We start from the raw sequence: 20998 nt of genomic DNA, 5'->3' as shown, positions 1-20998 counted from the left end.
ACTGCATTGCAACCCGTGCCATGCCTCTTCACTTGAGCTCGGGTATCTTCGCACCCCTTGCGATCCAATTTTCATAGGTGCGGAATGGCAGCCCGAGCCTGTCGTAGTGAACGCGCAGATACCCGTCGCCGCCACGATGGACGGCATCGGGACGGACTACGCTGACCTCCTGCGCCATCACGCCGACATAGGCTTTCTCGCTGCCCTCGTAGGCGAAACGATAGTAGCCCAATCCATTCTCGAGGCGGCCGAGCAGCACGATGTCGTGCTTGAGCGCGATGTCCGACCGGCGTCCACCGCCGCGCCCGCCGCCGCCACGGAATCCGCCGCCACCGCCGCGGAAGGCTGCCCCGCCACCGCCGCCGCGAAATGCTGCACGGTGTCCGCCGCCGGCAAACCGGGTGGCGCCCCCGTGGCGCATGCCGGCCGAGGGCCTGAAGTGCCCAGCCCGCGAGGCTGGTCGCGCGGCTACCCGACCTGCGCGCGCGCTGCGTCCCGCTGTCGGGCGATTCCGGCTGACGGCTTGCCGGTTCGCGGCCGTCCTTCCGGCGCCCGCCTGCCGGCCACGATCGATGCCTTGCGCTCGGTTGCCGATGCCTTGGGCGCGATCGGCGACATTCGGCCGATTGGTGCCCTGGCCCACGCCCTGGCGTCCGCCGCCGGGACGTTGGTTCGGATTGCCAAATCTCTGCTGCAGGTTTGCGTTGTTGTAACGCGCGCCCTGGCGATGCGCCGGATTGTGCTGCCAGTGCTCGACGCGGGCACCGCGGTTGATGTTGATGCCACCGCCGGCCCAGTTGACGCGGCTGCCGCCCCAATAGCCTCCGCGGCCCCAATATCCGCCGGTGGCCCATCGGCCTAATCCGTAGGCTGCACCGAATGCGAGACCGGTCGCAATCACGCCGGCGGCGATGTAGCCAGGATAGCCCCAATAGTAGGGATAGGCGGGATAGTCTGCGTAGGGCCAGTCTCCGAACATCACGGGCGGATCGTAGTAAGGAACGTAGATGCTGTCGGATACGGCGGGCTCGATGTAGATCATCTGCCGGTTCTGCTCCTGTCGCACGGACACGACCTGTTGTGGCGTAGTGACAAGTTTCTGCCTGTCGTGGGCCCTCGCGCGCAGCCGCTGCACCGCGTCCATGACGTCCTGCTGCTGAGCCAGGAACGCTTCGCCGAGCTTCTGCGTCCAGTCGAGACGCTCGTTCATCATGTCCAGCACGGAAGGTGTCGCGACCAGCGCCTTTACGCTGGAGTCCCAGCTCTGCTGTTCGGCCGCGGCCTTCAGCGCGTCGCCCTGCAGCTTGCTGTTGTCCTTCAGCCAGCGTTCGGCCCGGACGATCTCCAGCGGATAGGTCGCCGCCATCAGGACATTGGCGAGAAGCGTGTCGGGATAAAGCGCGATGGGCGCAACCAGTCCGTCGAGTTCGGCCGGCTTGAGCAGTTCAGGGGCCGGCGCGGCTGGCGTAGCCGCTGGCGGCGGCGCGGTCTGGTCGCCGGTCTGGGCGAGGGCGGGATGGCCGAGGTTCAGCGCGCCGAGAACGGCGAGGAAGCGGATCTTCTTGAATGCAAGCATGGGCTTGTGCCTCCCGTTGATGATCCGGAGCAGCGACGAAACGGCCGCCGGCCCGGGCAGAGCGAAGTGCGGGTGCGTCCCTGGCAGCAATATGTGGGCGTGCAGCCTGGGGGGCTGTCGGAGAGGGCAATTGACGTAAGTCAACGAAACTCAAATCACCGTTCTCGATGCGCACCAGCGGTCACTTCAATTGTGGCCGAAGCCGTCCACGACCTGCGAGGGCTGTTTTGCGATGTGGATTGAGATAGGCAGCCGGCGTCTCTCAGCCGCAAACCAGCCCGCTGTTGATCTAGATCAAGGGATCAAAATGGCCGCCTCGAAAGTTAGGCAAGGCGCTTTCTTCAGTCGAGTTCCTGCCATGACCACGCTGCTCCGGGTTCTTCTGGCGATCCTCGTTGCGCTCGCGTCGCTGGGCGCGATTTCCGAAGGCGTGCGCCAGGAGGGGGTGAGCGATGACGAAATCCGTATCGGCAATCTTATGCCCTACAGCGGAGGCCTTTCGATCTTCGGGGCGATCGGCAAAGCGGAAGCGGCTTATTTCGAGATGCTGAACCAGCGCGGCGGCATCAACGGCCGCAAGGTCCGCTTCATCTCCTATGACGACAAGTCCGATCCCGCCTCCGCGCTCAATCTGACGCGCACGTTGGTCGAAGAAGACAAGGTGCTCCTGATGTTCGGCTCGTTCGGCACGCCGGGCAATTTCGCGGTCCGCAAATATCTCAACGAGCGGCAGATTCCCCAGCTCTTCGTGGCGTCCGGAGACGATCATCTCAGCGATCCCTCGCTGTTCCCATGGACCATGGGCTGGCAGCCCTCGTTCCGAGAGGAGGGGCGCATCTACGCCAACTACATCCAGGCGTTTTATCCGGGCAAGCGGATCGTCGCGCTCTGGCAGAACGATTATTTCGGCCGCGAGGTCATCAAGGGCATGGAGGACGGCCTCGGCCCCGTCGCGCGCATGATCAGGGTCGGCATCGCCTATGATCTGAGGGATGAGCATCTCGATACGCACGTATCGATCCTGAAGCGATCGGGCGCTGAAATCCTGGTGTTCGCGGGCGTGCCTGAAAACGCCGCGAAGGTCATTCGCCTGGCGGCGAGCCTCGACTGGCGTCCGGTGGTCATCATGAACCAGATGGCTTCGTCGATCGGCGACGGGCTGAAACCCGCGGGCCTCGAAAACGCGGTGGGCGTGACGACCGCCGCCTATCTGAAGGACGCCGACGATCCGGCCTGGAAGGACGACCAGTCCGGTGCCGACTGGCAGTCGTTCCTGGAAAACTATCGCCGCGCCGGCGGCACGGATGAAAGCGCCGCCATGTTCGGCTTTGCCGCCGCAGAGACATTGGCGCAGGTGCTGAGGCAATGCGGCAACGACCTGTCGCGCGAGAACGTCATGAAGCAGGCGGCGGCGCTGAAGGATTATCAGGGCTCCGTTCTGCTGCCTGGTATCAAGATCAGCACCGGGCCCTGGAACTTCCGTCCCATCAAGCACATGCGGCTGGTGCAGTTCGACGGCCGTACCTGGCAGCCGATCGGCGACGTCCTCGAAACCGCGTTTGCCGGCACCGACAAGTAGACCTTTTCGATTCACGGAGGAGCACGCAGGTCATGGCCGAAACCAAAAAGCTCTCGGTGGAAAAGGCGCTCAACAAGATCCGCGAAGCGGACGCAACGAAATCTCGGACCGAGCGCCGCGACGAGGAAATGGATGTGCTCGACGAGGAGATCAAGCGGATGAGATTGCAGCGTCAGCGTCTCGAGCGGCGTCAACGCAAGCAGGATTGAAAGGGCGCGGGCGCGCGGAAGTGAGAGCAGTTCTTTGGGGGCTCCTGATCCTTGCCCTTCTTCATGGCGAACCAGGAGTTCGCCGACGGGCGCTATACCCGTAGCGCCAAGAAGGCGCTGACGAAGATCAGGAACACGATCGGCATCTGGTATCTGGCAGTCATACCAACAGCTCGTGCGAGCCGTGGCTTGCAGCATGCGAGTGAACGGTATGGTCTTGAACGACATGCGACAGACCGGCAGCGTGTTCTTCGGCCGGGGAAAGCGCAGCCACGATCTCCGGGATTGCTGCTGGTCCGCCGAGCTCGGCCAGCTCCGCCGGGCCCGTGGGTTCGAAACCGGTGTTCTTGAACTGGAATGAATTTCCGTGCCCGGGCTCGTTCACCGTCGGCGCGGGACTGATGCCGGCGGAAGTGGCTTGATGGCTCTGGCCGGGGGACGTCGCTGGCGCCGACGCTGAGTGGGCATTGTTGGAGCCGGCTTGCAGAGCGGCCGCAGGCAGCTCGTGCGGCGGCTGGTTGTGGCTCGCGCCGCTGCCCGGCGTTACCCCGAGTTGTGCAAGCTGGGACGCGGCGACGGGGTTCGCCACCGAATGAGGCTCATTGGGTCCGGCTTGCTGAGCGGCGGCGTGCGGCTCATGCTGCGACTGCTGATGGTTCGCACCGCCGCCGGGCGTCACACCATGTTGGGCATGCTGTGAGGCGGGGACTGCATTTTCCACCGAATGAGGATCATTGGGTGCAGCCTGTTGCGCGGCGGAGTGTGGTTCATGCGGCGGCTGATGGTTCGCACCGCTGCCCGGCGTCACCTCATTGCTCACAAGCTGAGACGTGGCGACCACATTCCCCACCATGAAGCCGGCCGGCTCGATGCTGACCGGAACCATGATCTCGCCGGTCACAGTGGCGCCGGCGTTGATCGCTGCTTGATGGAATGTGAAGTGATTCTCCGTTAGCGTTCCGATGTAATCGTGCCAAAGCTCGGCCGGTGATGCGCCTGCCGGCGCAATGGCCGCCTCATCTTCGCTGACTGCCGTCGCGTAGGTGGGAGCCTCGCCAAAGTGGGCTAGCCTGACGGAATCGATGGTTTCGACGTCGCGCTCGAAACGGAATTTGAAGCTCTCTTCTTCGGCTTGCAGAGTCCAGGCGCTGGTGCCGCCCGCGATGGAGCCTTCGGTCGAGCCGGTGAAGGTTTCGGAGAACGTTTCAGCGCTGGCCGCCGCCAGAACGGCGTCTTCGGCCGCAAGTAACTGAAGCGAGACGTCGATCGCTTCGCCGGCTGCAGCGACGGCATTTGTCGCCGCCTGATAGATGAAATCCGATTCCCGGACGGACACAACGCCCTGCAGGTGAATTTCCAGGAGAGACGAATCGCCGATCTTCAGGGTGTTACCGGTCGGATTCACGTAGACGATGGTTTCATTGCTCGCACTGTCGTAGATCCAGGCGATGGTATGCGGCGGCACCGATGTGCTTGTCGACGTCAGGTGCAGGAATGCCAGCCCGCCAAGGGCCGCCAGGTTGATCTTGTCCGACCCCGATGCGAAATCGGTAATGGTGTCGAACTGCGTGGCATTGGAATCGGCAACCGACAGGTAGACGAAGACGTCATTGCCGTTGCTGCCGGTCAGCCTGTCCGCGCCAAATCCGCCCGTGATGGTATCGTTGCCGTTGTTGCCGTTGACGGTGTCGTTCCCGGACCCTCCATAAATCGTGTCGTTGCCGTCGTTTCCCTTGATCGTATCGTTGCCGGATCCCGAATAGAGAATGTCGTCCCTGCCGGTGCCGTTGACGACGTCATCGCCGGCGCCGGCGTAGACGATCTGAAATTCATCGCCGCCGCCCGCAATATTCTCGCCGTTCGGCGTTCCGTACACGTATGGCGTATTGACGATGACGTGGTCCCCCTGCGCCAGATTATCGAAATCGTTGGGATCCGCATCGCTGCTGCCGTGGATGACGATGGTCACGGTCTGTGTGGTGCCGTCGATCGTGGCGACGGTGAACGTGTCGGTCAGCGTCTGGCCGGCCTCGAGGGCCTGTACCGTGCCGTTGTTGTTGTCCAGCATGTAGGTCCACACGCCGGCCACCGTGATCATGAAGGTGCCATAGCCTTTGCTGCTCGCGGTCGGCGAGGTCACGGCGGTGAAACTGTTGGCCGCATTGTCGACGTCGGTATCGGTAAGAGTGCCGGTCGCAGTCGGCGTGCCCGGCGTGGTGGTGCCGGCCTCGATCACCGAGCCGGTGGTGGCACCGGAAATGACGGCTGCGTCATTGGCGCCGACGATGGTGATCGTCACCACCTGGAGAGTGCCGTCGACGGTGGTAACGGTAAAGGTGTCGGTCAGCGTCGCGCCGATATTGAGCGCTTGCACGGCGGGGTTAGTATTGTCCAGCGTGTAGGTCCACACGCCGGCCGCGGTCATGGTGAAGGTGCCATAGCCGTTATGGCTCGCGGTCGGCGAGCTGACGGCTGTGAAGGTGTTCGCGGCATTGTCGGTGTCGGAAGCGGTGAGCGTGCCGGTCGCGACGGGTATGCCGGCGGCAGTGCCGGTGGCCTCGACCACCGAGCCGGCGACGGAGCCAGAAATAATCGCTGCGTCATTGGCGCCGGTGATGGTGATCATCACCACCTGCGTGGTGCCGTCCACGGTGGCCACCGTGAAGGTGTCCGTCAGCCTCTCGCCGGCGTTGAGCGCCTGTACGGCAGCGTTGGCGTTGTCGAGCGTGTAGGTCCACACGCCGGCCGCCGTCATGGTGAAGCTGCCGTAGCCCTTGTTGCTCGCGGTTGGAGAGGGCACGGCGGCAAAACTGTTGGCTGCGTTGTCGACGTCGGTATCGGTGAGCGTGCCGCTCGCGACAGGAACTCCGGCCGCGGTGCCGCTGGCCTCGATCACCGTTCCGGTCTGGGCCCCGGAAATGACGGCCGCATCATTGGCCCCGGTGATGATGATCGTCACCACCTGGGTGGTGCCATCTATTGTGGCCACGGTGAAGGCATCGACCAGCGTCGCGCCAACATTGAGCGCCTGCACAGCGGGGTTGGTATCGTTCACCGTGTAGGTCCACACGCCCGCCGCTGTTATCGTGAACGTGCCGTAGCCCTTCGCGCTCGGTGTCGCCGAGCTAACTTCGGTGAAGGTATTCGCTGGATTATCGACGTCAGTGTCGGTGAGCGTACCGCTCGCGGTCGGCGCGCCAGGCGCGGCGTTGGCTAGGCCGCCCGCCTCCGCCACGGCGCCGCTCGCGGTGCCGCTAATGATCGCGGCGTCATTCGTGCCGTTGATGATGACCGTGTAGGTTTGACTGACCGACAGCGTGCCGTCCGAAACCGTGATGGTGAAATTTTCGGTCGTGGGTACCGACAGCGCGTTCACCGCGGCATTTTCCGGGACGTAGAGGTAGGCGCCGGTTGTGCTGTTGAGGTAGAGCGTGCCGTAGAGGCCTGTCTTCGAGATATTGTAGGTGATGGCTTCCATCACCGTGTTGCCGGCGGTGCCGCCGGCGATGCCGAAGGTCAGCGTCGCTCCTGGCTGGGAACTGCTGGCGGTGAAACTTCCCCCCGACGCGGTGAAGAGATCGAGCGCCGCCGTATCGATCAGCGTCGGGCCAGTCGCCGAATTCAACGATGGCGGTTGGGGCGGCGGAATGAAGGGTTCGATGACTATGGGACTTGGACCCTCCGGCAGCGGCGGGAGCACGCCTGGCGCTATCAAGCCGCCGGACTGCACGTTGTTGATCGGCTGCAGTTTCGGCAAATCAAGGTAGTAGGGAGTGCCGGATCCGCCCGGACCATAGCCCTTGGCGTAATTGGCCAGCACGGCCTGTTGGGCCGTTTGCAATTCCTCCATGCGGGCCGCGGAATTAGTGACCTGGCTTACGCTGACCGAAGAGCCCTTCCTGGTGAGCACGACTGTCTCGCCGGGATCTTCGACGATGATGTGTCGCGGGATGGCTTCCTTGGTCCACAGCTCGAATGCGCCGTGTTCGAAATCCTTGTACGCGATATTGTCGTCATCCAGGAACGTCGCGTCAGGGTCGGCCGCCTTGGCATCGCTCATCATTGCGAAAGTGAGCGCCGTGAGCGACAGCATGCCAAATCCGCCAGCTTGGGCCCGGCCGCGAATACTTCCGACCGGCGTCTCGATCCGGAGCGAACCGGCCTTTGCCATCCGGCCAGCAACGAAGGCGAATGATCCCTTGTCCACCGCGAACAGCGACGATTGCGAGACACAGCCGGGATCGTCAGCGAAGCCGTCAAAAACCACCCGCGTGTCGTGCGACAGAACGAATTGGGTGCCGTCGATCAGGCTGATTGCGATCTGCCCGTCGGCCGCAGTCTCGATGACATCGCCTTCGCGAATGGAATCGCCGGCCATCGCTGGAACAGCAATACCGTCTGCAGGCGTCCAGGTGCCGCAACCGATCGTTGCTTGGATGGTGCCGATGATCGGGGGAAGCGCGGCCGCAACGGCCTGGTCTCCGGACGCAACATGGGACGCAACTGACATGGCTTGACCTCGCTGCCCCGCGTGGCGCCGCCGTCTTCTTGCTTTGGCTTGCCGGACGCCCCTGAGGTCCAATTACTGGCGCCGGCCAGCCTTAGGCTGCCCGCCGAAATGTCTGATCAAATAATCTAGTATCTTCAGGGGGAAGACGTGGTCAGGGCGACGTCAAACAAGCTTCTTGTTTCGCCGCGAACGTGTCCGGCCCCTCAAGAATTATTGAATTCGTCTTGAGGAACAACCTGCGCCCTTTTTGTGGCACCACGCAAGTCCCTGGAGTACAGTTGAAAAAAATATTTGCAATGGTCGGCATTAAACTACCACACTACATCGGACTGGCGCATTAGACGTCGTGCAGCGTTTGGTTGTTCTTTAGTGAACCAGCGGACTGTTACGCGAACGGGATCTTCTCAGGAAAGGAGAGGGTCATGGTTACGCAAAAGAATATATTATTAGTAGCCGGTTTTGTTTTGACGCTGGCAGGCTGTTTCCCTGGCTATTCTGTGGCCCAAATTGCGCCGCCACGGCCGGCCGTTCTGGATGCCCAGTCTAAGGCGATTGGCAAAGTGGTTGTTGTCACCGGTTCGGTCTCGATTGAGCGCGCCAGCGCGATGGTCGTTCAGGCAAGCACTGCCGCGCCGGAGACCAAGATCGGTGATCTCGTCTATCAGGGCGATGTGGTCAAGACAGGTGCTGATGGTCGGATCGGCATCAACTTTGCCGATAGCAGCTCGTTCAATCTATCGAGTAACGCGCGCATCGCGTTGGACGAGTTCGTTTACGATCCGAATAGCAAATCGAACTCCACCCTCTTCAATCTGACGAGCGGGACGATCACTTTCGTGGCCGGCAATGTCGCGAAAAGCGGCGACATGAAAGTCGATACGCCGGTCGCGACGATGGGTATCCGAGGCACGACGCCACATGTCGAGATCGCGGAAGATGGCGCAGTGAAATTCTCGACGCTGATCGAAGCGGGCAAGGACAAGCTTGCGAAGCGATCAGCGCCGGCCGCCCCGCAGCGGACCGAACCGCAGGAGCGCGACCGGTTGAATCTAAAGATTTGCCGGGGATGCTAGGTGCTTCTTCGCGCGCAGACCCGAGCTTACCAGCGGCGGCGGGACGCCAATTTCTGCACAGGGCTCTTTTCGGATAGCCGCGTCGGGAAAGCCGACATGAGACGTGGTGCAAGAAGCTGCTTGGGCGAGGGGACGGTCGCCATTCTCGTCGTGCTGCTGCTCGGATGGCCCGCGGCGGCGCAGTCGCCAGGACAGAAGAGTGATTATCTGAAGAATACTGAATTGTGCAACGGCAAAGGCGCCACGTCTCCCGAAGCCCGGATCGAAGGTTGCACGGCACTCATCCAGACCGTTCAAGGCAACGCGACGGCACTGCCGATCGCCTACAACAACCGCGGCAATGCGTATATCGCGAAGCACGACTACGACCGCGCCATCCAGGACTTCGAACAATCGATCAAGCTCAATCAGACCTACACCAAGCCGTTCAACAATCGCGGCGTGGCCTACCTCCGAAAGGGCGAATACGACCTTGCAATCAGGGCTTTCGATGCGGCGATCAGGCTCAAGCCGGATTATGGCGAGGCCTTCGCCAACCGCGCCGCGGTCTACCTGAAAAAGAAAGAGTACGATCGCGCTGTGCGAGACTTCGACGAGGCCATCCGGATCGATCCCGGTCTGCGGGCTGCCTGGAGTGGCCGCTGCTGGAGCCGGGCTATCGCCGGCGCATTGCAGGCCGCGCTGGAAGATTGCGACAAAGCGCTCGAGACCGAGCCGGACAGCGCCGTGGCATATGATTCCCGCGGATTGATCCGCCTGAAGATGGGGCAGCCCGGCGCGGCCCTGGCCGATTACAATTCCGCGCTACGTCTTGATCCGAAGCTTGCAAGCGCGCTTTACGGCCGCGGATTTGCCAAGCTCAGAACCGGCCGCGTCGCCGATGGCAATGACGATATCGCGGCGGCAACCTCGATCGATGCCGAAATCGCCGACAAGTTCATGCATTACGGTGTTCGGTGATCTCAACCCGATGAACGGTTGGCGTGTGGAGGCGGATTGAGGCTGTCTTGATACGATCCTTGCTGTGTTCACAAGTGCACCGATCGAAGCGCCCCGTCCGTAATACTGCGGAGCGCCATGAGAAAATCTTTTAAGCGATCATTAGGTGCTTGGCTCTCATGCTGAGCCAATGAAGGTCATCGTTGCCGCATCGGTGTGCTGTATTGTTGTTTCGCTGGCGGACCGGGCGCTTTTCGGTGGCCGGCTCGTCGAAAGCTTGCCCTTGTTCTTCAAGGCGGTTGCGCGGGGCTTCTTCGGCTGACATCGGGCCCGTTCGTAGCGGCATCTCTGTTCAGATTCTTGCCTGCGACAATTGAATGCCGAGCGCGGCGACGGTCGCGGCGATGCGGATGCCGCCGCCGCTCAGCCGGGAATGCGCACCGGCAGCTGCTCGATGCCGCGCACGAAGCTGGAATAGACCCGCTTCGGCTCGCCGACCACTTCGATGCGGTCGAAGCGCTTGAGCATTTCCTGCCAGACGATTTTGAGCTGCAGTTCGGCAAGGCGCATGCCGACGCAGCGGTGGATGCCGAAGCCGAACGACAGATGGGTGCGCGGGCGGGCGCGGTCGATGATGAACTCGTCGGGACGCTCGATGCCTTCCTCGTCGCGATTGCCCGAGACGTACCACATCACGACGCGGTCGCCCTTCCTGATCTTCTTGCCGCCGATCTCGGTATCGACCAGAGCGGTGCGCCGCATATGGGCGAGCGGCGTCTGCCAGCGGATCACCTCAGGCACCATGGTGTCGATCAGCGCGGGGTTTTCGCGCAGCTTCTGGTATTGATCCGGGTTCTCGTTCAGCGCCAGCACCGAGCCGCTCATGGTGTTGCGCGTGGTATCGTTGCCGCCGACGATGAGCAGGATGATGTTGCCCATCAGGTTATCGGGGTCCATGTGCCGCGTGGCGTCGCTATGCGCCATCATCGACAAAAGGTCGTTCTTCGGCGGCGCGTTGACGCGCTCGTTCCACAGCTTCGAGAAATAGGCGTAGCACTCGTCCATCTCGCGGCGGCGCTGCTCCGGCGATTCCACGACGCCGCTCTTGGGCAGCGCGGTCGAGACGTCGGACCAGCGCGTCAGCTTGCGCCGCTCTTCCCAAGGGAAGTCGAACAAGGTCGCCAGCATCTGCGTGGTCAATTCGATCGAGACGCGCTCGACGAAGTTGAAGGTCTCGTTGCGCGGCAGATTGTCCAGCACCTTTTGCGAGCGCTCGCGGATTAGCTTGGCCAGCTCATCCAGATGCGTCGGCGTGAACATCGGCGACACCGTCTTGCGCTGCGCCGAGTGGCGCGGCTGGTCCATCGCGATGAAGCTCGGATAGTCGTAGCCGGGCGGGACGTCGCGGATCGAGATGCCGCCGAGCGTGGAATCGGAGGAGAAGATGCCGTGATTGGTGTCGACATGCATGATGTCGTTGTATTTGGTGACCGACCAATAGGGCTCGATCGGCGCGTTGGTGCAGTAATGCACCGGCTCTTCCTTGCGCAGCCGCTCGAACCACGGCCACAGGGTGTCGTTCTGGAACAGCTTTGGCGCACCGGGATGAAAATCCTTCAGCGGCGTCGAATAGGCCTCTTCGCGCGCGGCGCGAAGCAGCTCTTTCTTGTCGGCCCTGATTGAGGTCTGAACGTTCATGGTTCGGTCATCCCGGGTGACGTTGAATTCAGACGAGACTGCTAGGCGGCGATGCGCACCGGCAGGGTCTCGTAGCCCTTGACGAAACTCGAATACACCCGCTTCGGTTCGCCAGCCAGCGCAATATTATCGTATCGCTTGAGAATTTCCTCCCAGATAATCCTGAGTTGCAGCTCGGCCAGCCTGATCCCGACGCAGCGGTGGATGCCGAAGCCGAAGGAAAGGTGCGTGCGGGGACGGGCGCGGTCAATGATGAACTCGTAGGGACGATCGATCACGTCCTCGTCACGGTTGCCCGAGACATACCACATCACGACCTTGTCGCCCTTCTTGAACTGCTTGCCTCTGAACTCGATGTCTTCCAGCGCAGTGCGGCGCATATGCGCCAGCGGCGTCTGCCAGCGGATCACCTCAGGCACGAAACTATCGATCAGGTCGGGGTTGTCGCGCAGCTTGCGATACTGGTCCGGATTCTTGTTCAAGGCATAGACGCTGCCGGAGAGCGTGTTGCGCGTAGTGTCGTTGCCGCCGACGATCAGGAGGATGAGGTTGCCGAGAAAGTTCTTCGGGTCCATGTCGCGCGTGGCCTCGCTATGCGCCATCATCGACAGCAGGTCGCTTTTCGGCGGCGCGTTGATGCGCTCCTTCCACAGCCTTGCGAAATAGGTCGCGCATTCCATCAACTCGGCCTGCCGCTCCTCCTCGGTGGCGACCAGCCCGCCCGGGCCTGGAATGGTGGTCGCAACGTCCGACCAGCGCGTCAGCTTGCGGCGATCCTCCCAGGGGAAGTCGAACAGCACGGCCAGCATCTGCGTGGTGAGCTCGATCGAGACCTGGTCGACCCAGTCGAACACTTCGTTCTTCGGAAGGTTGTCGAGGCATTCAGCCGAACGTTTGCGGATGTTGATCGCGAGCTGATCCAGATGCGTCGGCGTGAACATCGGCGCCACCGTCTTGCGCTGCGCGGAGTGGCGCGGCTGGTCCATGGCGATGAAGCTCTCGCGACGCAGGTCCGGCGCGACGTCGCGGATGGTGATGCCGCCGAGCGAGGCCGCCGACGAGAACACCGCATGGTTGGTTTCGATATCCATGATGTCGTTGTATTTGGTCACCGACCAATAGGGACCGAACATCGAGTCCTTGCAGTAATGCACCGGCTCTTCGCGGCGCAGCCGGTCGAAATACGGCCAGAACGTATCGCTCTTGAACAGTTCGGGGTTGCCGACATCGAAATCGGCAAGCGGAGTGGACTGGGCCGCATCGCGCGCGGCCCGCAGATGGGAGTCTCCGGCGAGATCGATGGTTCCTTGCATGAGCCGCTCTCCCAAATTTCCCCGCGCGAAGCATGCCGAACGGGTGATGTTTTACCCTATTACATCCCGAGCCGTGGCCCGGCGCAAGGGCGAGTTCAGTGCATTTGGCCGCAGCAATGGCCAGTGGGCTACACTCATTTCGTCGCGTGACAACGGCAGTCTCGAAGACTAAGTCTGTTTGAAACAACGTTTAATTCCGCCGGGAGGCGACCATGATCCCCAACGTCCATCGGATGCTCAATTTCGATCTTGGCGAGACTGCGGACGCGATCCGCGAGACGGTGCAGGCGTTCTCGCAGAACGAAATCGCTCCTCGCGCCGCCGAGATCGACCGCAGCAATCAGTTTCCGCGTGACCTCTGGCCGAAGATCGGCGCGCTCGGCCTGCACGGCATCACGGTCGAGGAGGAGTATGGCGGTGCCGGCCTGGGCTATCTTGAGCACTGCATCGCGGTCGAGGAAATATCCCGCGCCTCCGCCGCGGTCGGGCTGTCCTATGGCGCGCATTCCAACCTCTGCATCAACCAGATCCGCCGCAATGGCAACGAGGCGCAAAAGCGCAAATACCTGCCGAAGCTGATCTCCGGTGAGCATGTCGGCTCGCTCGCGATGTCCGAGCCCGGCGCCGGCAGTGACGTGGTCTCGATGAAGACCCGCGCCGAGAAGAAGGGCGACCGCTTTGTGCTCAACGGCAACAAGATGTGGATCACCAACGGCCCGGTCGCCAATACGCTGGTGGTCTACGCCAAGACTGATCCCAACGCCGGCCCGCGCGGCATGACGGCTTTCCTGATCGAAAAGGGCATGAAGGGGTTTTCCACCGCGCAGAAGCTCGACAAGCTCGGCATGCGCGGCTCCGATACCTGCGAATTGCTGTTCGAGGATTGCGAGGTGCCGGAGGAGAATGTGCTCGGCGAGGTCGGCCGCGGCGTCAACGTGTTGATGTCCGGTCTCGACTATGAGCGCGCGGTGCTGGCGGCCGGCCCGATCGGCATCATGCAGGCCTGCATGGACGTGGTGTTGCCCTATGTGCACGAGCGCAAACAGTTCGGCGAGCCGATCGGCACGTTTCAACTGGTGCAGGGCAAGATCGCCGACATGTACACCACGATGAACGCCTCGCGCGCCTATGTCTATGCGGTGGCGAAAGCCTGCGACCGCGGCGAGACCACGCGGGAGGACGCCGCCGGCGCCATTCTCTATGCCGCCGAGAAGGCCACGCAATGCGCGCTCGACGCCATCCAGCTCTTAGGCGGCAACGGCTACATCAACGACTATCCGACCGGGCGGCTGCTCCGCGACGCCAAGCTCTACGAGATCGGCGCCGGCACATCCGAAATCCGCCGCATGCTGATCGGCCGGGAGCTGTTCGAGAAGACGGCGTAAGGTGCGGATTTGCGCGCTGATATAGTCCAGAAACTGGACTATATTGGCGGCCCGCGTGATGCTAAAGTTCTCGTCATGAAAGGCTATGGATCATTTTGTCCCGTAGCCAAAGCTGCGGAAATCCTCACGGAGCGGTGGACTCCGCTCGTGCTCCGCGAGCTGTTGCTCGGGTCCCGCCACTTCAACCAGCTTCGCCGCGGCATCCCTCAGATGTCGCCGAGCCTCCTCTCCAAGCGCCTTCAAACGCTAGAAGAAGCCGGGCTAATCTCACGCCAATCAGGCGATAACGGGCATTGGGAGTACCATCCAACCCAAGCGGCCAGAGAAGCCCGGCCAATTATCGATGCATTGGGTCATTGGGGTCACAGATGGGCGCGCAGCCAGCTCACGCCCAACGAGCTCCACGCGGGCCGGCTCATGTGGAATATGCGCCGTTCGTTCGATCTAAAGCACATTCCATGCGACTTCGTGCTGTACATCGAGATTGCGGACGCTCGGCCAAGGTGCTGGTGGTTTGTTGTGAAGAAGGAGGAAGCCGATCTCTGCTGGGATGATCCCGGTTTCGAGGTCGATATCAGTCTCTATGCGAGTCTGCGGACACTTGTGCAGATTTTCATGGGCGAGCTGCCGCTGCTCCGGGCGCGTGAGCTCGGCAAAATCGAGATCGACGGTCCAAAACATCTTGTGGACAGCATGGGCATTTGGTTCCCACGCAGCAAATATGCCGATGAGGCGCCTGCGCTGGCAGGTCAGGTCTCGGTCCGCTGACGACATTCTCTCCAGTTCACTTTTTGGACTAGTGGTCCTGTTTTGCTCAGCGGTAGCGTTTGCGCTCACGCTAAGCATCTCAAGGAGGCAAAGATGAGCCGCCCTTCTCTTCCTGCCTACGTCGTGCTGTTGATCCTAACTTGTGCTTGCGTTGGTCATGCAGGGGCAGACCAACTTGCCAACGAAATTTCCTCGTTGGCTGCCAAATGGGATGCCGCCATCAACAACGCGGACTTCGATGCCCTGCTTCCATTGTATACCGCGGACGGCAGACTGATGCCGCCCGGTGCCCAGCCGGTCACCGGCCCTCTGGCAATCCGTGATTTCTTTGCCGGGCGGGGAAGAAGCGTCAGAAACCACAAGGTTGAACTAGTCGATGTGTTACCCGTCGGGAACTATGCCTATACCACCTCCCATTTCACGGCCACGTTGGTGGTGAATGAGAAGGCTGCGCCAATTTCTGGCAGCACCGTGAGGCTCCTTGAACGCCAAGCCGACGGGCGGTGGAAGATAAAGTCTCATATGTTCGTTAGAGAATGAACACGTGGTGCCACAGCCATCCGGTCAGACAGCCAGAAACCTGACACGGCTCATAGATGATCATGCACCCGATTTTGCCCTAATCGGCTTCGAGTGATGTTCGGCGCCAGCCCGCAAAAACCGCTGCAAAGCGGACGCAGATCAACCGATATCCGCCCATCTCGATTGGTGAGTTTGCCCCATAGCAAGCGATTGTGGGACCTGGGTCACACAACGGCCGACAATTTCGTGATTTGATCCGCGACAAATCACCCTGGAGTTGATCCGTGAACCAGATGACCTGGCCGCCGCAGGTGCCGCCGATGCCGTCGCCCGTACCGCCGCCGATGCCGGTGGCATTCTCCGGCAAGCGACGCGAATTCTTCGACCTGGTCAAGCGCGGCGCCGGGCTGGAATTCGTCACGCTTGGCTTCTATCGCTTCTGGCTGCTTACCGATATCCGCAGGCATCTCTGGGCCAACACGCAGGTCGGCGGCGATGCCGCCGAATATACCGGCCGCGGCAAGGAGTTGTTGATCGGATTTCTGGTCGCGCTGGCGATCCTGATGCCAGTCTATATTGGCTATTTCCTAGTCGGCCTTGAGGCCGAGCATATCCAGGCCTTTGCCAGTATTCCGCTGATCGCCTTCTTCTATGTGTTTGGGCAGTTCGCGATCTACCGCGCGCGGCGCTACCGCCTGACGCGCACGGTGTGGCGCGGCGTGCGGTTCTGGATGACCGGCTCGGGATGGATCTATGCGCTGCAGGCCTCGCTATGGGGGCTGTTGATGATCCTCACGCTCGGGCTGATCCTGCCCTGGCGCAATGCGGCGCTCGAGCGCTACAAGATGCGCCATTCCCATTACGGCGACCTGCAGGGCAGTTTCGAGGGCCGCGGCTGGGATTTCTTCAAGCGGGGCTGGTGGCTGTGGCTGCTGACGCCGATCGCACTCTATGTGACGCCGATCGCGCCTTTCATTTACGGCGCGTACAAGGCGATCGAATGGCGCTGGTGGCTGTCGGGCATCCGGTTCGGCGGCGTGCGCGTGGAATCGACGCTGCGAAAAGGCGATCTGATCGGGCTGTACTGGAAAGTGATCGGCTGGATCGTCGTGTTCGCCCTGGTCTTCTCGGTCTATCTGGGCTTGGCAGCGGTGCTGGTCGCCAGCATGACCGACGGGTCATTCACCGAGTTCTTCAAATCGCAGGAGTTCATGAAGAGCATTCCGTTCCTGGTGCTCGCCGGCCTCGGCTATCTCGTGTTCGCGCTGGCGATGAACATCGTAATCCGGGTCTATCTGCTGCGCGATCTCTGGGTGAGGGTGCTCGGCTCGATCAATGTGAGCGGGCTCGAGGCTGCGGCCAATGTCGCCGCGCGCGGCGATTTGGCCAATGCGCTCGGCGAGGGGTTTGCCGACGGCCTTGATGTCGGCGGCTTCTGATCGGAGCTTTGATGGCCATGGATAACGCGACGCCCGAGCAACTGACAACGCAGACATCGCAAGGAAGCGGACCAGCGATCTATTTCGACGGCGTGTCGAGCCGGCGACGCGCGGTCACGCTTTATCTGTCTGAGCGGCTCGAGATCGGCGAGGACGGGCAGGCGCTCGCGGCATGGGATTATCAGGACATCCGCCGCGTCGATAGCCCCGCCGGCGTGCTGCGCCTCTCCAGCCTGACCGCGCCGGCGCTGGCGCGGCTCGAAATTCGCGACCAGGCGCTGGCGGCTGAGCTCGCCTCGCGCTGTACCAATATCGATGATCACATGATCGGCCGCCGCGGCGTTGCCGCCATTGTCGGCTGGTCGCTGGCGGCCGCGGCTTCGATCGTTGCGGTCGTGCTGTTCGGACTGCCGCTGATTGCCGACCGCCTGACACCGCTGGTGCCCGAAGCTTTCGAACGGCGGCTCGGCGAGGTCGCCGACGCCCAGGTCAAGACCATGTTCGACGCCAAGGTCTGCGACGATGAGGCCGGGCAGAAGGCGTTCGTCAAGCTCGTCACCGCGATCCGCGAATCCGCGGGCCTTGATACGTCAGTGCAGTCGGGCGTGCTGTCGAGCTCGATTCCCAACGCCTTCGCGCTGCCGGGCGGCAAGGTCTATCTGTTCAACGGCCTGCTCGCGAAGGCCGAGAACGCCGACGAGATCGCGGGCGTGCTGGCCCATGAGCTCGGCCATCTCAAGCACCGCGACAGCATGCGCGGGCTGATCCACAATGGCGGCACGTCGTTCCTGGTCGGGCTATTGTTCGGCGACATCACTGGCTCCAGCGCGCTGATCTTTGGCTCGCGCACGCTGGTGACGTCATCCCACTCCCGCGAGGCCGAAACCAACGCCGACAGCTTTGCCATCGAAATCATGCACCGGCTCGGCCGGCCGGCGAAACCGACCGGCGAGCTGTTGCTTCGGGTGACCGGAAAGGAAGGCAAGGGCCTTTCCATCATCTCCACCCATCCCCTGAGCGAGGACCGCCTGGCGCGGATGAGCCGGCAGGATCCGCCGGCCAGCGGGCCGCCTCTGCTGACGTCAGCGGAGTGGAGGGCGCTGAAGTCGATCTGCAGCGCCAAGTTTGACACAAAGTCCGAGAAGATCTGAGATCAATATCTGTCCCCGGCTACCTGCGCGCGCTCTTGCGCGACCGCGCCGCTTCGATCGGTGCGGGCGCGGTGTTGCTCGGCTGCAGGTCCCAAACCGACTGCATGACGGAAAACGCGCGGGCGATGACCGGCTCGTGGCGCCGCGACGTCAGACAGGCGAAGCTGAGGTCGCAGGTCAGAGCCACCTCGTCGGCAACCACGAAATTCCGTTGGCGCGTGATGCGGTCGAGCACGCTATCTCTGATGAGGCTGAGACCGGCGCCGGATTCGACGAGGCCGATCATGGCGTCTTCCTGCTCGGCGAAGGCGCCGCGCTTGGGCAGCGTTCCCATCGGACGATAGACATCGTCGAGCAGCCGCCGCTGCGCCGAATCGAGCGGGGGCGCGAGCCAGGGCAGGTCGACGAGATCTGCCCAGCTCTTTCCCATGACCATGCCGCTCCATTCGGCGGGCGCGATCACGCGGTAGTTGAAGCGCGACAAAGCAACGAGCAGGAACTTGCCCTCTTCGATGGTGCGTTCCGGCGAGGCGCCCGATGCCAGGGATTCGGGAGGCGTGGCATCGATGTAGAAGCCGACATCGAGCTCGCCCCGGCCGATCTGCGCCAGCACGTCGTCGCTCATGCCGTAGCGCAGCACGACTTCGGTCTTCTTCGAAGAGGTGGCGAGGCTGCGCACGAACGGGCCGAGCCGGATCGATTCCGGATCCAGGATGGTGCCGATCCGGAGCGTGCTGCGCTGCGATTCGCGCAAAGAGTCGGCGGCCGTCCTGAAATCCGCCGAGGCCGCCACCGTGCGGTGCGCCAGCGGCAGCAGGGCGGCGCCCGCTTCGGTCAGGGTGAAGCCGCCCGGGGTGCGGTTGAACAGCTGCAGCCCGGTATTTTCCTCCAGGCCCTTCAATTGCAGGCTGACAGCAGGCTGAGTCAGGTGCAGCAAGGTGGCCGCGCGCGACACCGTGCCCTCGCGGGCGACGGTGATAAAGCAGCGCAAAGCCTGAATTCGCGGCAGGTCGTTCATTTGGCAGAAGTATCGAAGGCGCCCATGGCCCCATTAGACAGGATTTGCTCTTGGAAGTCACAATGTTTCGACAACAAAACTTTGCGTTGTTGTCGAAAAACGGTGAATGGTGCCGCGATCCGGTGGCCGGGGGTCTCCCACAGGCCTCCGGGGAGCCGTTCCGGTCCCATGGCTTGGGAACTCTCCAAGGTTGCAACTGGCTGGAAGGCGGCGTCGGCGGCATGGTCCGGCCGTCATGGCAAGGAAGCGCGGCGCGTCACTGCGGCAGGTTGTTGACTTTGCGCACCCAGGCGCGGACGTCGGCAAGCACGTCCGGCAGCACCGCCTTGGCCTCCTGAACGGTCATGCCGGGCTTGATCCGGGGATTGTAGAGCAGGTTGAGCAGATACTGGTCGTAGACGTCGAAATAGCCCATCGACACGTTGTCGTTGAACATGGTCCAGGGCACGGTCGAGGTATCGTTGATCGGCCCGAGCGACTGCAGCAGTTCCTCATAGGCGCAGTCGAAGAAGACGAAGTCGCCATTGTCGACGGTGAGGATCACGTCGGAGCGCTCGATTTCGAACTTCTCGTTCTTGCGGAAGCCCGACAGGCATTGCGGATCGAGCGAGGAGCGAATCTCTTTCGCCCGTTCGCTGCCGTAGAAGGTCGTGATGGTCTTCTGCAGGTCGCGGTCGCGCACCAGCTTGACCTGCACATTGGCGTCTTCGAGGCTTTCAGCCATGCCAATGTCAAGGTGCTGGACGCGCGCGGCGATGTCGGCGACGATTTTCGCGATCTGCGCCTTGCGGTCGGCGCGGTTGCCGTCGGCAAACACCCGCACCGGCCCGTCATATTTGCGGATGCGGTCGACGCGGCCGGCGAGGTGATATTCGGCGCCGAACGCGATCTTCAAAAAACCCTCGACGATCTCGTTGTCGGTGAAGCTCTTTTTCTCGGTGCGCTGACGCTGCGCGATCGCCGCAATCTCGCCGGCGGCCGCCGGCGGCACGGTGATTTCGCCGAACATGACGGCGCCGAGGGCAGCCGCTAGCGTCCGTACAGACAAGAATCGGCGGAGCGTGCGCATTTCAAACGACGCTGCAGCAATCGACGCGCGCGTGCAAGGGGCGTGCAAGGGGTATGTAAGCCTGGAAGGGCGCGATCACGCGATTGCGTGCATGATCGCGCCGGTTCCTTGCCTCAATTCCTGACGATGACCGTGGTGCCGACTCGGACGCGGCTATAGAGATCGGTGACGTCCTCATTGGTCATGCGGAAGCAACCGGAGGATACCGCCTGTCCGATCGTCTCGGGCTCGTTGGAGCCGTGGATGCGGTAGAGCGTCGATCCCAGATACAGCGCCCGCGCGCCGAGCGGATTTTCGATGCCGCCGGGCATGTGGCGCGGCAGGTCCGGCCGCCGCCGCAGCATCTGGGCCGGCGGGGTCCAGCTCGGCCATTCCTTCTTCGCCGAAATGCGGTGGGTTCCACTCCAGCGAAAACCATCCCGGCCGACGCCGATGCCATAGCGGAGCGCCTGACCGTTGCCTAGCACGAGATAGAGCCGCCGCTCGGCGGTGGAGATAAGGATCGTGCCGGGCGCATAATTGCTGTCGAAGTACACGGTGGTGCGTGGGATCGGGCTCGATCCCGAGGGCATGCCTGGCCGGAAGAAGCCGGGGCCGCCGCCCATGATGTCGCGCGAGTCTTCGAATTGAAAGAAACCTTGGGCCTGTGCCTGGCCGGCTCCCGCCAGCATGGTGAGCGCCGCAAGTAGCAAAGCAAAAGCCCGGGTCATTCTTTTTCCCTCGCGAAAAAATCTCAATATGCAAGGACA

17 protein-coding genes are annotated in these 20998 nt (G+C 62.3%); 10 read left to right on the top strand and 7 right to left on the bottom strand.

The window, feature by feature from the left end:
• Positions 1-28: 28 nt before the first annotated feature.
• Complete coding sequence (locus RX331_RS33360; protein WP_317253824.1) at positions 29-1576, bottom strand: DUF3300 domain-containing protein; 1548 nt, start codon at positions 1574-1576, stop codon at positions 29-31.
• A gap of 358 nt (positions 1577-1934) precedes the next feature.
• Here RX331_RS33360 and RX331_RS33355 point away from each other — a divergent pair, with 358 nt between their 5' ends.
• Together RX331_RS33355 and RX331_RS33350 are read left to right on the top strand one after the other, a co-directional pair.
• Positions 1935-3155 carry an ABC transporter substrate-binding protein gene (locus tag RX331_RS33355; RefSeq protein ID WP_317253823.1) on the top strand — a complete coding sequence of 407 codons (1221 nt, stop codon included), beginning with the start codon at positions 1935-1937 and terminating at the stop codon, positions 3153-3155.
• A gap of 32 nt (positions 3156-3187) precedes the next feature.
• Positions 3188-3364 carry a hypothetical protein gene (locus RX331_RS33350; RefSeq protein WP_317253822.1) on the top strand — a complete coding sequence of 59 codons (177 nt, stop codon included), beginning with the start codon at positions 3188-3190 and terminating at the stop codon, positions 3362-3364.
• Positions 3365-3524: 160 nt separating this feature from the next.
• Here the strand turns inward: RX331_RS33350 and RX331_RS33345 are convergent, their stop codons facing one another.
• Complete coding sequence (locus RX331_RS33345; RefSeq protein WP_317253821.1) at positions 3525-7742, bottom strand: VCBS domain-containing protein; 4218 nt, start codon at positions 7740-7742, stop codon at positions 3525-3527.
• Positions 7743-8296: 554 nt separating this feature from the next.
• Here RX331_RS33345 and RX331_RS33340 point away from each other — a divergent pair.
• From RX331_RS33340 to RX331_RS33330, 3 genes are all read left to right on the top strand, one after another.
• Positions 8297-8947 carry a FecR family protein gene (locus tag RX331_RS33340; RefSeq protein WP_317253820.1) on the top strand — a complete coding sequence of 217 codons (651 nt, stop codon included), beginning with the start codon at positions 8297-8299 and terminating at the stop codon, positions 8945-8947.
• A gap of 96 nt (positions 8948-9043) precedes the next feature.
• Positions 9044-9907 (top strand): tetratricopeptide repeat protein, encoded by an 864-nt coding sequence (locus RX331_RS33335; protein WP_317253819.1) that lies wholly within the window; start codon positions 9044-9046, stop codon positions 9905-9907.
• Positions 9908-10076: 169 nt separating this feature from the next.
• Complete coding sequence (locus RX331_RS33330; RefSeq protein ID WP_317253818.1) at positions 10077-10208, top strand: hypothetical protein; 132 nt, start codon at positions 10077-10079, stop codon at positions 10206-10208.
• Positions 10209-10309: 101 nt separating this feature from the next.
• Here the strand turns inward: RX331_RS33330 and RX331_RS33325 are convergent, their stop codons facing one another.
• Positions 10310-11584 carry a cytochrome P450 gene (locus RX331_RS33325; RefSeq protein WP_317253817.1) on the bottom strand — a complete coding sequence of 425 codons (1275 nt, stop codon included), beginning with the start codon at positions 11582-11584 and terminating at the stop codon, positions 10310-10312.
• Between the two features lie 41 nt (positions 11585-11625).
• On the bottom strand, positions 11626-12897 hold the full coding sequence (locus RX331_RS33320; protein ID WP_317253816.1) for a cytochrome P450: 1272 nt from the start codon (positions 12895-12897) through the stop codon (positions 11626-11628).
• 212 nt (positions 12898-13109) lie between these two features.
• Between RX331_RS33320 and RX331_RS33315 the strand changes: the two genes are divergently transcribed.
• The 5 genes from RX331_RS33315 to RX331_RS33295 all read left to right on the top strand — a co-directional run bounded on the left by RX331_RS33315 (position 13110) and on the right by RX331_RS33295 (position 18162).
• Entirely contained in the window at positions 13110-14282 is a 1173-nt protein-coding gene (locus tag RX331_RS33315) for an isovaleryl-CoA dehydrogenase (RefSeq protein ID WP_317253815.1), read from the top strand.
• Between the two features lie 9 nt (positions 14283-14291).
• Positions 14292-15050, top strand: a complete 759-nt coding sequence (locus tag RX331_RS33310; protein ID WP_317253814.1) for a winged helix-turn-helix transcriptional regulator — start codon at positions 14292-14294, stop codon at positions 15048-15050.
• A gap of 93 nt (positions 15051-15143) precedes the next feature.
• Positions 15144-15590, top strand: coding sequence for a YybH family protein (locus RX331_RS33305; RefSeq protein ID WP_317253813.1), 447 nt, complete (start codon positions 15144-15146; stop codon positions 15588-15590).
• Between the two features lie 275 nt (positions 15591-15865).
• Complete coding sequence (locus tag RX331_RS33300; RefSeq protein WP_317258299.1) at positions 15866-17011, top strand: DUF898 family protein; 1146 nt, start codon at positions 15866-15868, stop codon at positions 17009-17011.
• Positions 17012-17028: 17 nt separating this feature from the next.
• Positions 17029-18162, top strand: coding sequence for a M48 family metallopeptidase (locus tag RX331_RS33295; RefSeq protein WP_317258298.1), 1134 nt, complete (start codon positions 17029-17031; stop codon positions 18160-18162).
• 19 nt (positions 18163-18181) lie between these two features.
• Here the strand turns inward: RX331_RS33295 and RX331_RS33290 are convergent, their stop codons facing one another.
• From RX331_RS33290 to RX331_RS33280, 3 genes are all read right to left on the bottom strand, one after another.
• The gene (locus RX331_RS33290) at positions 18182-19180 is read right to left on the bottom strand and encodes a LysR family transcriptional regulator (RefSeq protein WP_317253812.1); all 999 of its coding nucleotides are present in this window, start codon (positions 19178-19180) and stop codon (positions 18182-18184) included.
• A 256-nt stretch (positions 19181-19436) separates the two neighbouring features.
• Positions 19437-20189: a DUF2927 domain-containing protein gene (locus RX331_RS33285; protein ID WP_317253811.1), complete on the bottom strand. Its 753-nt coding sequence runs from the start codon at positions 20187-20189 to the stop codon at positions 19437-19439.
• Between the two features lie 173 nt (positions 20190-20362).
• Positions 20363-20959, bottom strand: a complete 597-nt coding sequence (locus RX331_RS33280) for a L,D-transpeptidase (protein WP_317253810.1) — start codon at positions 20957-20959, stop codon at positions 20363-20365.
• Between the last annotated feature and the right edge of the window lie 39 nt (positions 20960-20998).

Origin of the sequence: Bradyrhizobium sp. BWA-3-5 (genome assembly GCF_032917985.1) — a bacterium.
In the GTDB taxonomy this organism is placed as follows: domain Bacteria; phylum Pseudomonadota; class Alphaproteobacteria; order Rhizobiales; family Xanthobacteraceae; genus Bradyrhizobium.
The sequence above is the reverse complement of the archived record's forward strand: the minus strand, read 5'-3'. Positions and strand labels throughout refer to the sequence as shown.

Coding starts and splice junctions, on each gene's coding strand:
- RX331_RS33345 (WP_317253821.1), bottom strand. CDS start 7,742: ATGGCCGGCGATTCCATTCGCGAAGGCGATGTCATCGAGACTGCGGCC.
- RX331_RS33300 (WP_317258299.1), top strand. CDS start 15,866: ATGACCTGGCCGCCGCAGGTGCCGCCGATGCCGTCGCCCGTACCGCCG.
- RX331_RS33280 (WP_317253810.1), bottom strand. CDS start 20,959: ATGACCCGGGCTTTTGCTTTGCTACTTGCGGCGCTCACCATGCTGGCG.
- RX331_RS33350 (WP_317253822.1), top strand. CDS start 3,188: ATGGCCGAAACCAAAAAGCTCTCGGTGGAAAAGGCGCTCAACAAGATC.
- RX331_RS33320 (WP_317253816.1), bottom strand. CDS start 12,897: ATGCAAGGAACCATCGATCTCGCCGGAGACTCCCATCTGCGGGCCGCG.
- RX331_RS33325 (WP_317253817.1), bottom strand. CDS start 11,584: ATGAACGTTCAGACCTCAATCAGGGCCGACAAGAAAGAGCTGCTTCGC.
- RX331_RS33285 (WP_317253811.1), bottom strand. CDS start 20,189: ATGTTCGGCGAAATCACCGTGCCGCCGGCGGCCGCCGGCGAGATTGCG.
- RX331_RS33330 (WP_317253818.1), top strand. CDS start 10,077: ATGAAGGTCATCGTTGCCGCATCGGTGTGCTGTATTGTTGTTTCGCTG.
- RX331_RS33305 (WP_317253813.1), top strand. CDS start 15,144: ATGAGCCGCCCTTCTCTTCCTGCCTACGTCGTGCTGTTGATCCTAACT.
- RX331_RS33340 (WP_317253820.1), top strand. CDS start 8,297: ATGGTTACGCAAAAGAATATATTATTAGTAGCCGGTTTTGTTTTGACG.
- RX331_RS33360 (WP_317253824.1), bottom strand. CDS start 1,576: ATGCTTGCATTCAAGAAGATCCGCTTCCTCGCCGTTCTCGGCGCGCTG.
- RX331_RS33355 (WP_317253823.1), top strand. CDS start 1,935: ATGACCACGCTGCTCCGGGTTCTTCTGGCGATCCTCGTTGCGCTCGCG.
- RX331_RS33290 (WP_317253812.1), bottom strand. CDS start 19,180: ATGAACGACCTGCCGCGAATTCAGGCTTTGCGCTGCTTTATCACCGTC.
- RX331_RS33335 (WP_317253819.1), top strand. CDS start 9,044: ATGAGACGTGGTGCAAGAAGCTGCTTGGGCGAGGGGACGGTCGCCATT.
- RX331_RS33315 (WP_317253815.1), top strand. CDS start 13,110: ATGATCCCCAACGTCCATCGGATGCTCAATTTCGATCTTGGCGAGACT.
- RX331_RS33295 (WP_317258298.1), top strand. CDS start 17,029: ATGGATAACGCGACGCCCGAGCAACTGACAACGCAGACATCGCAAGGA.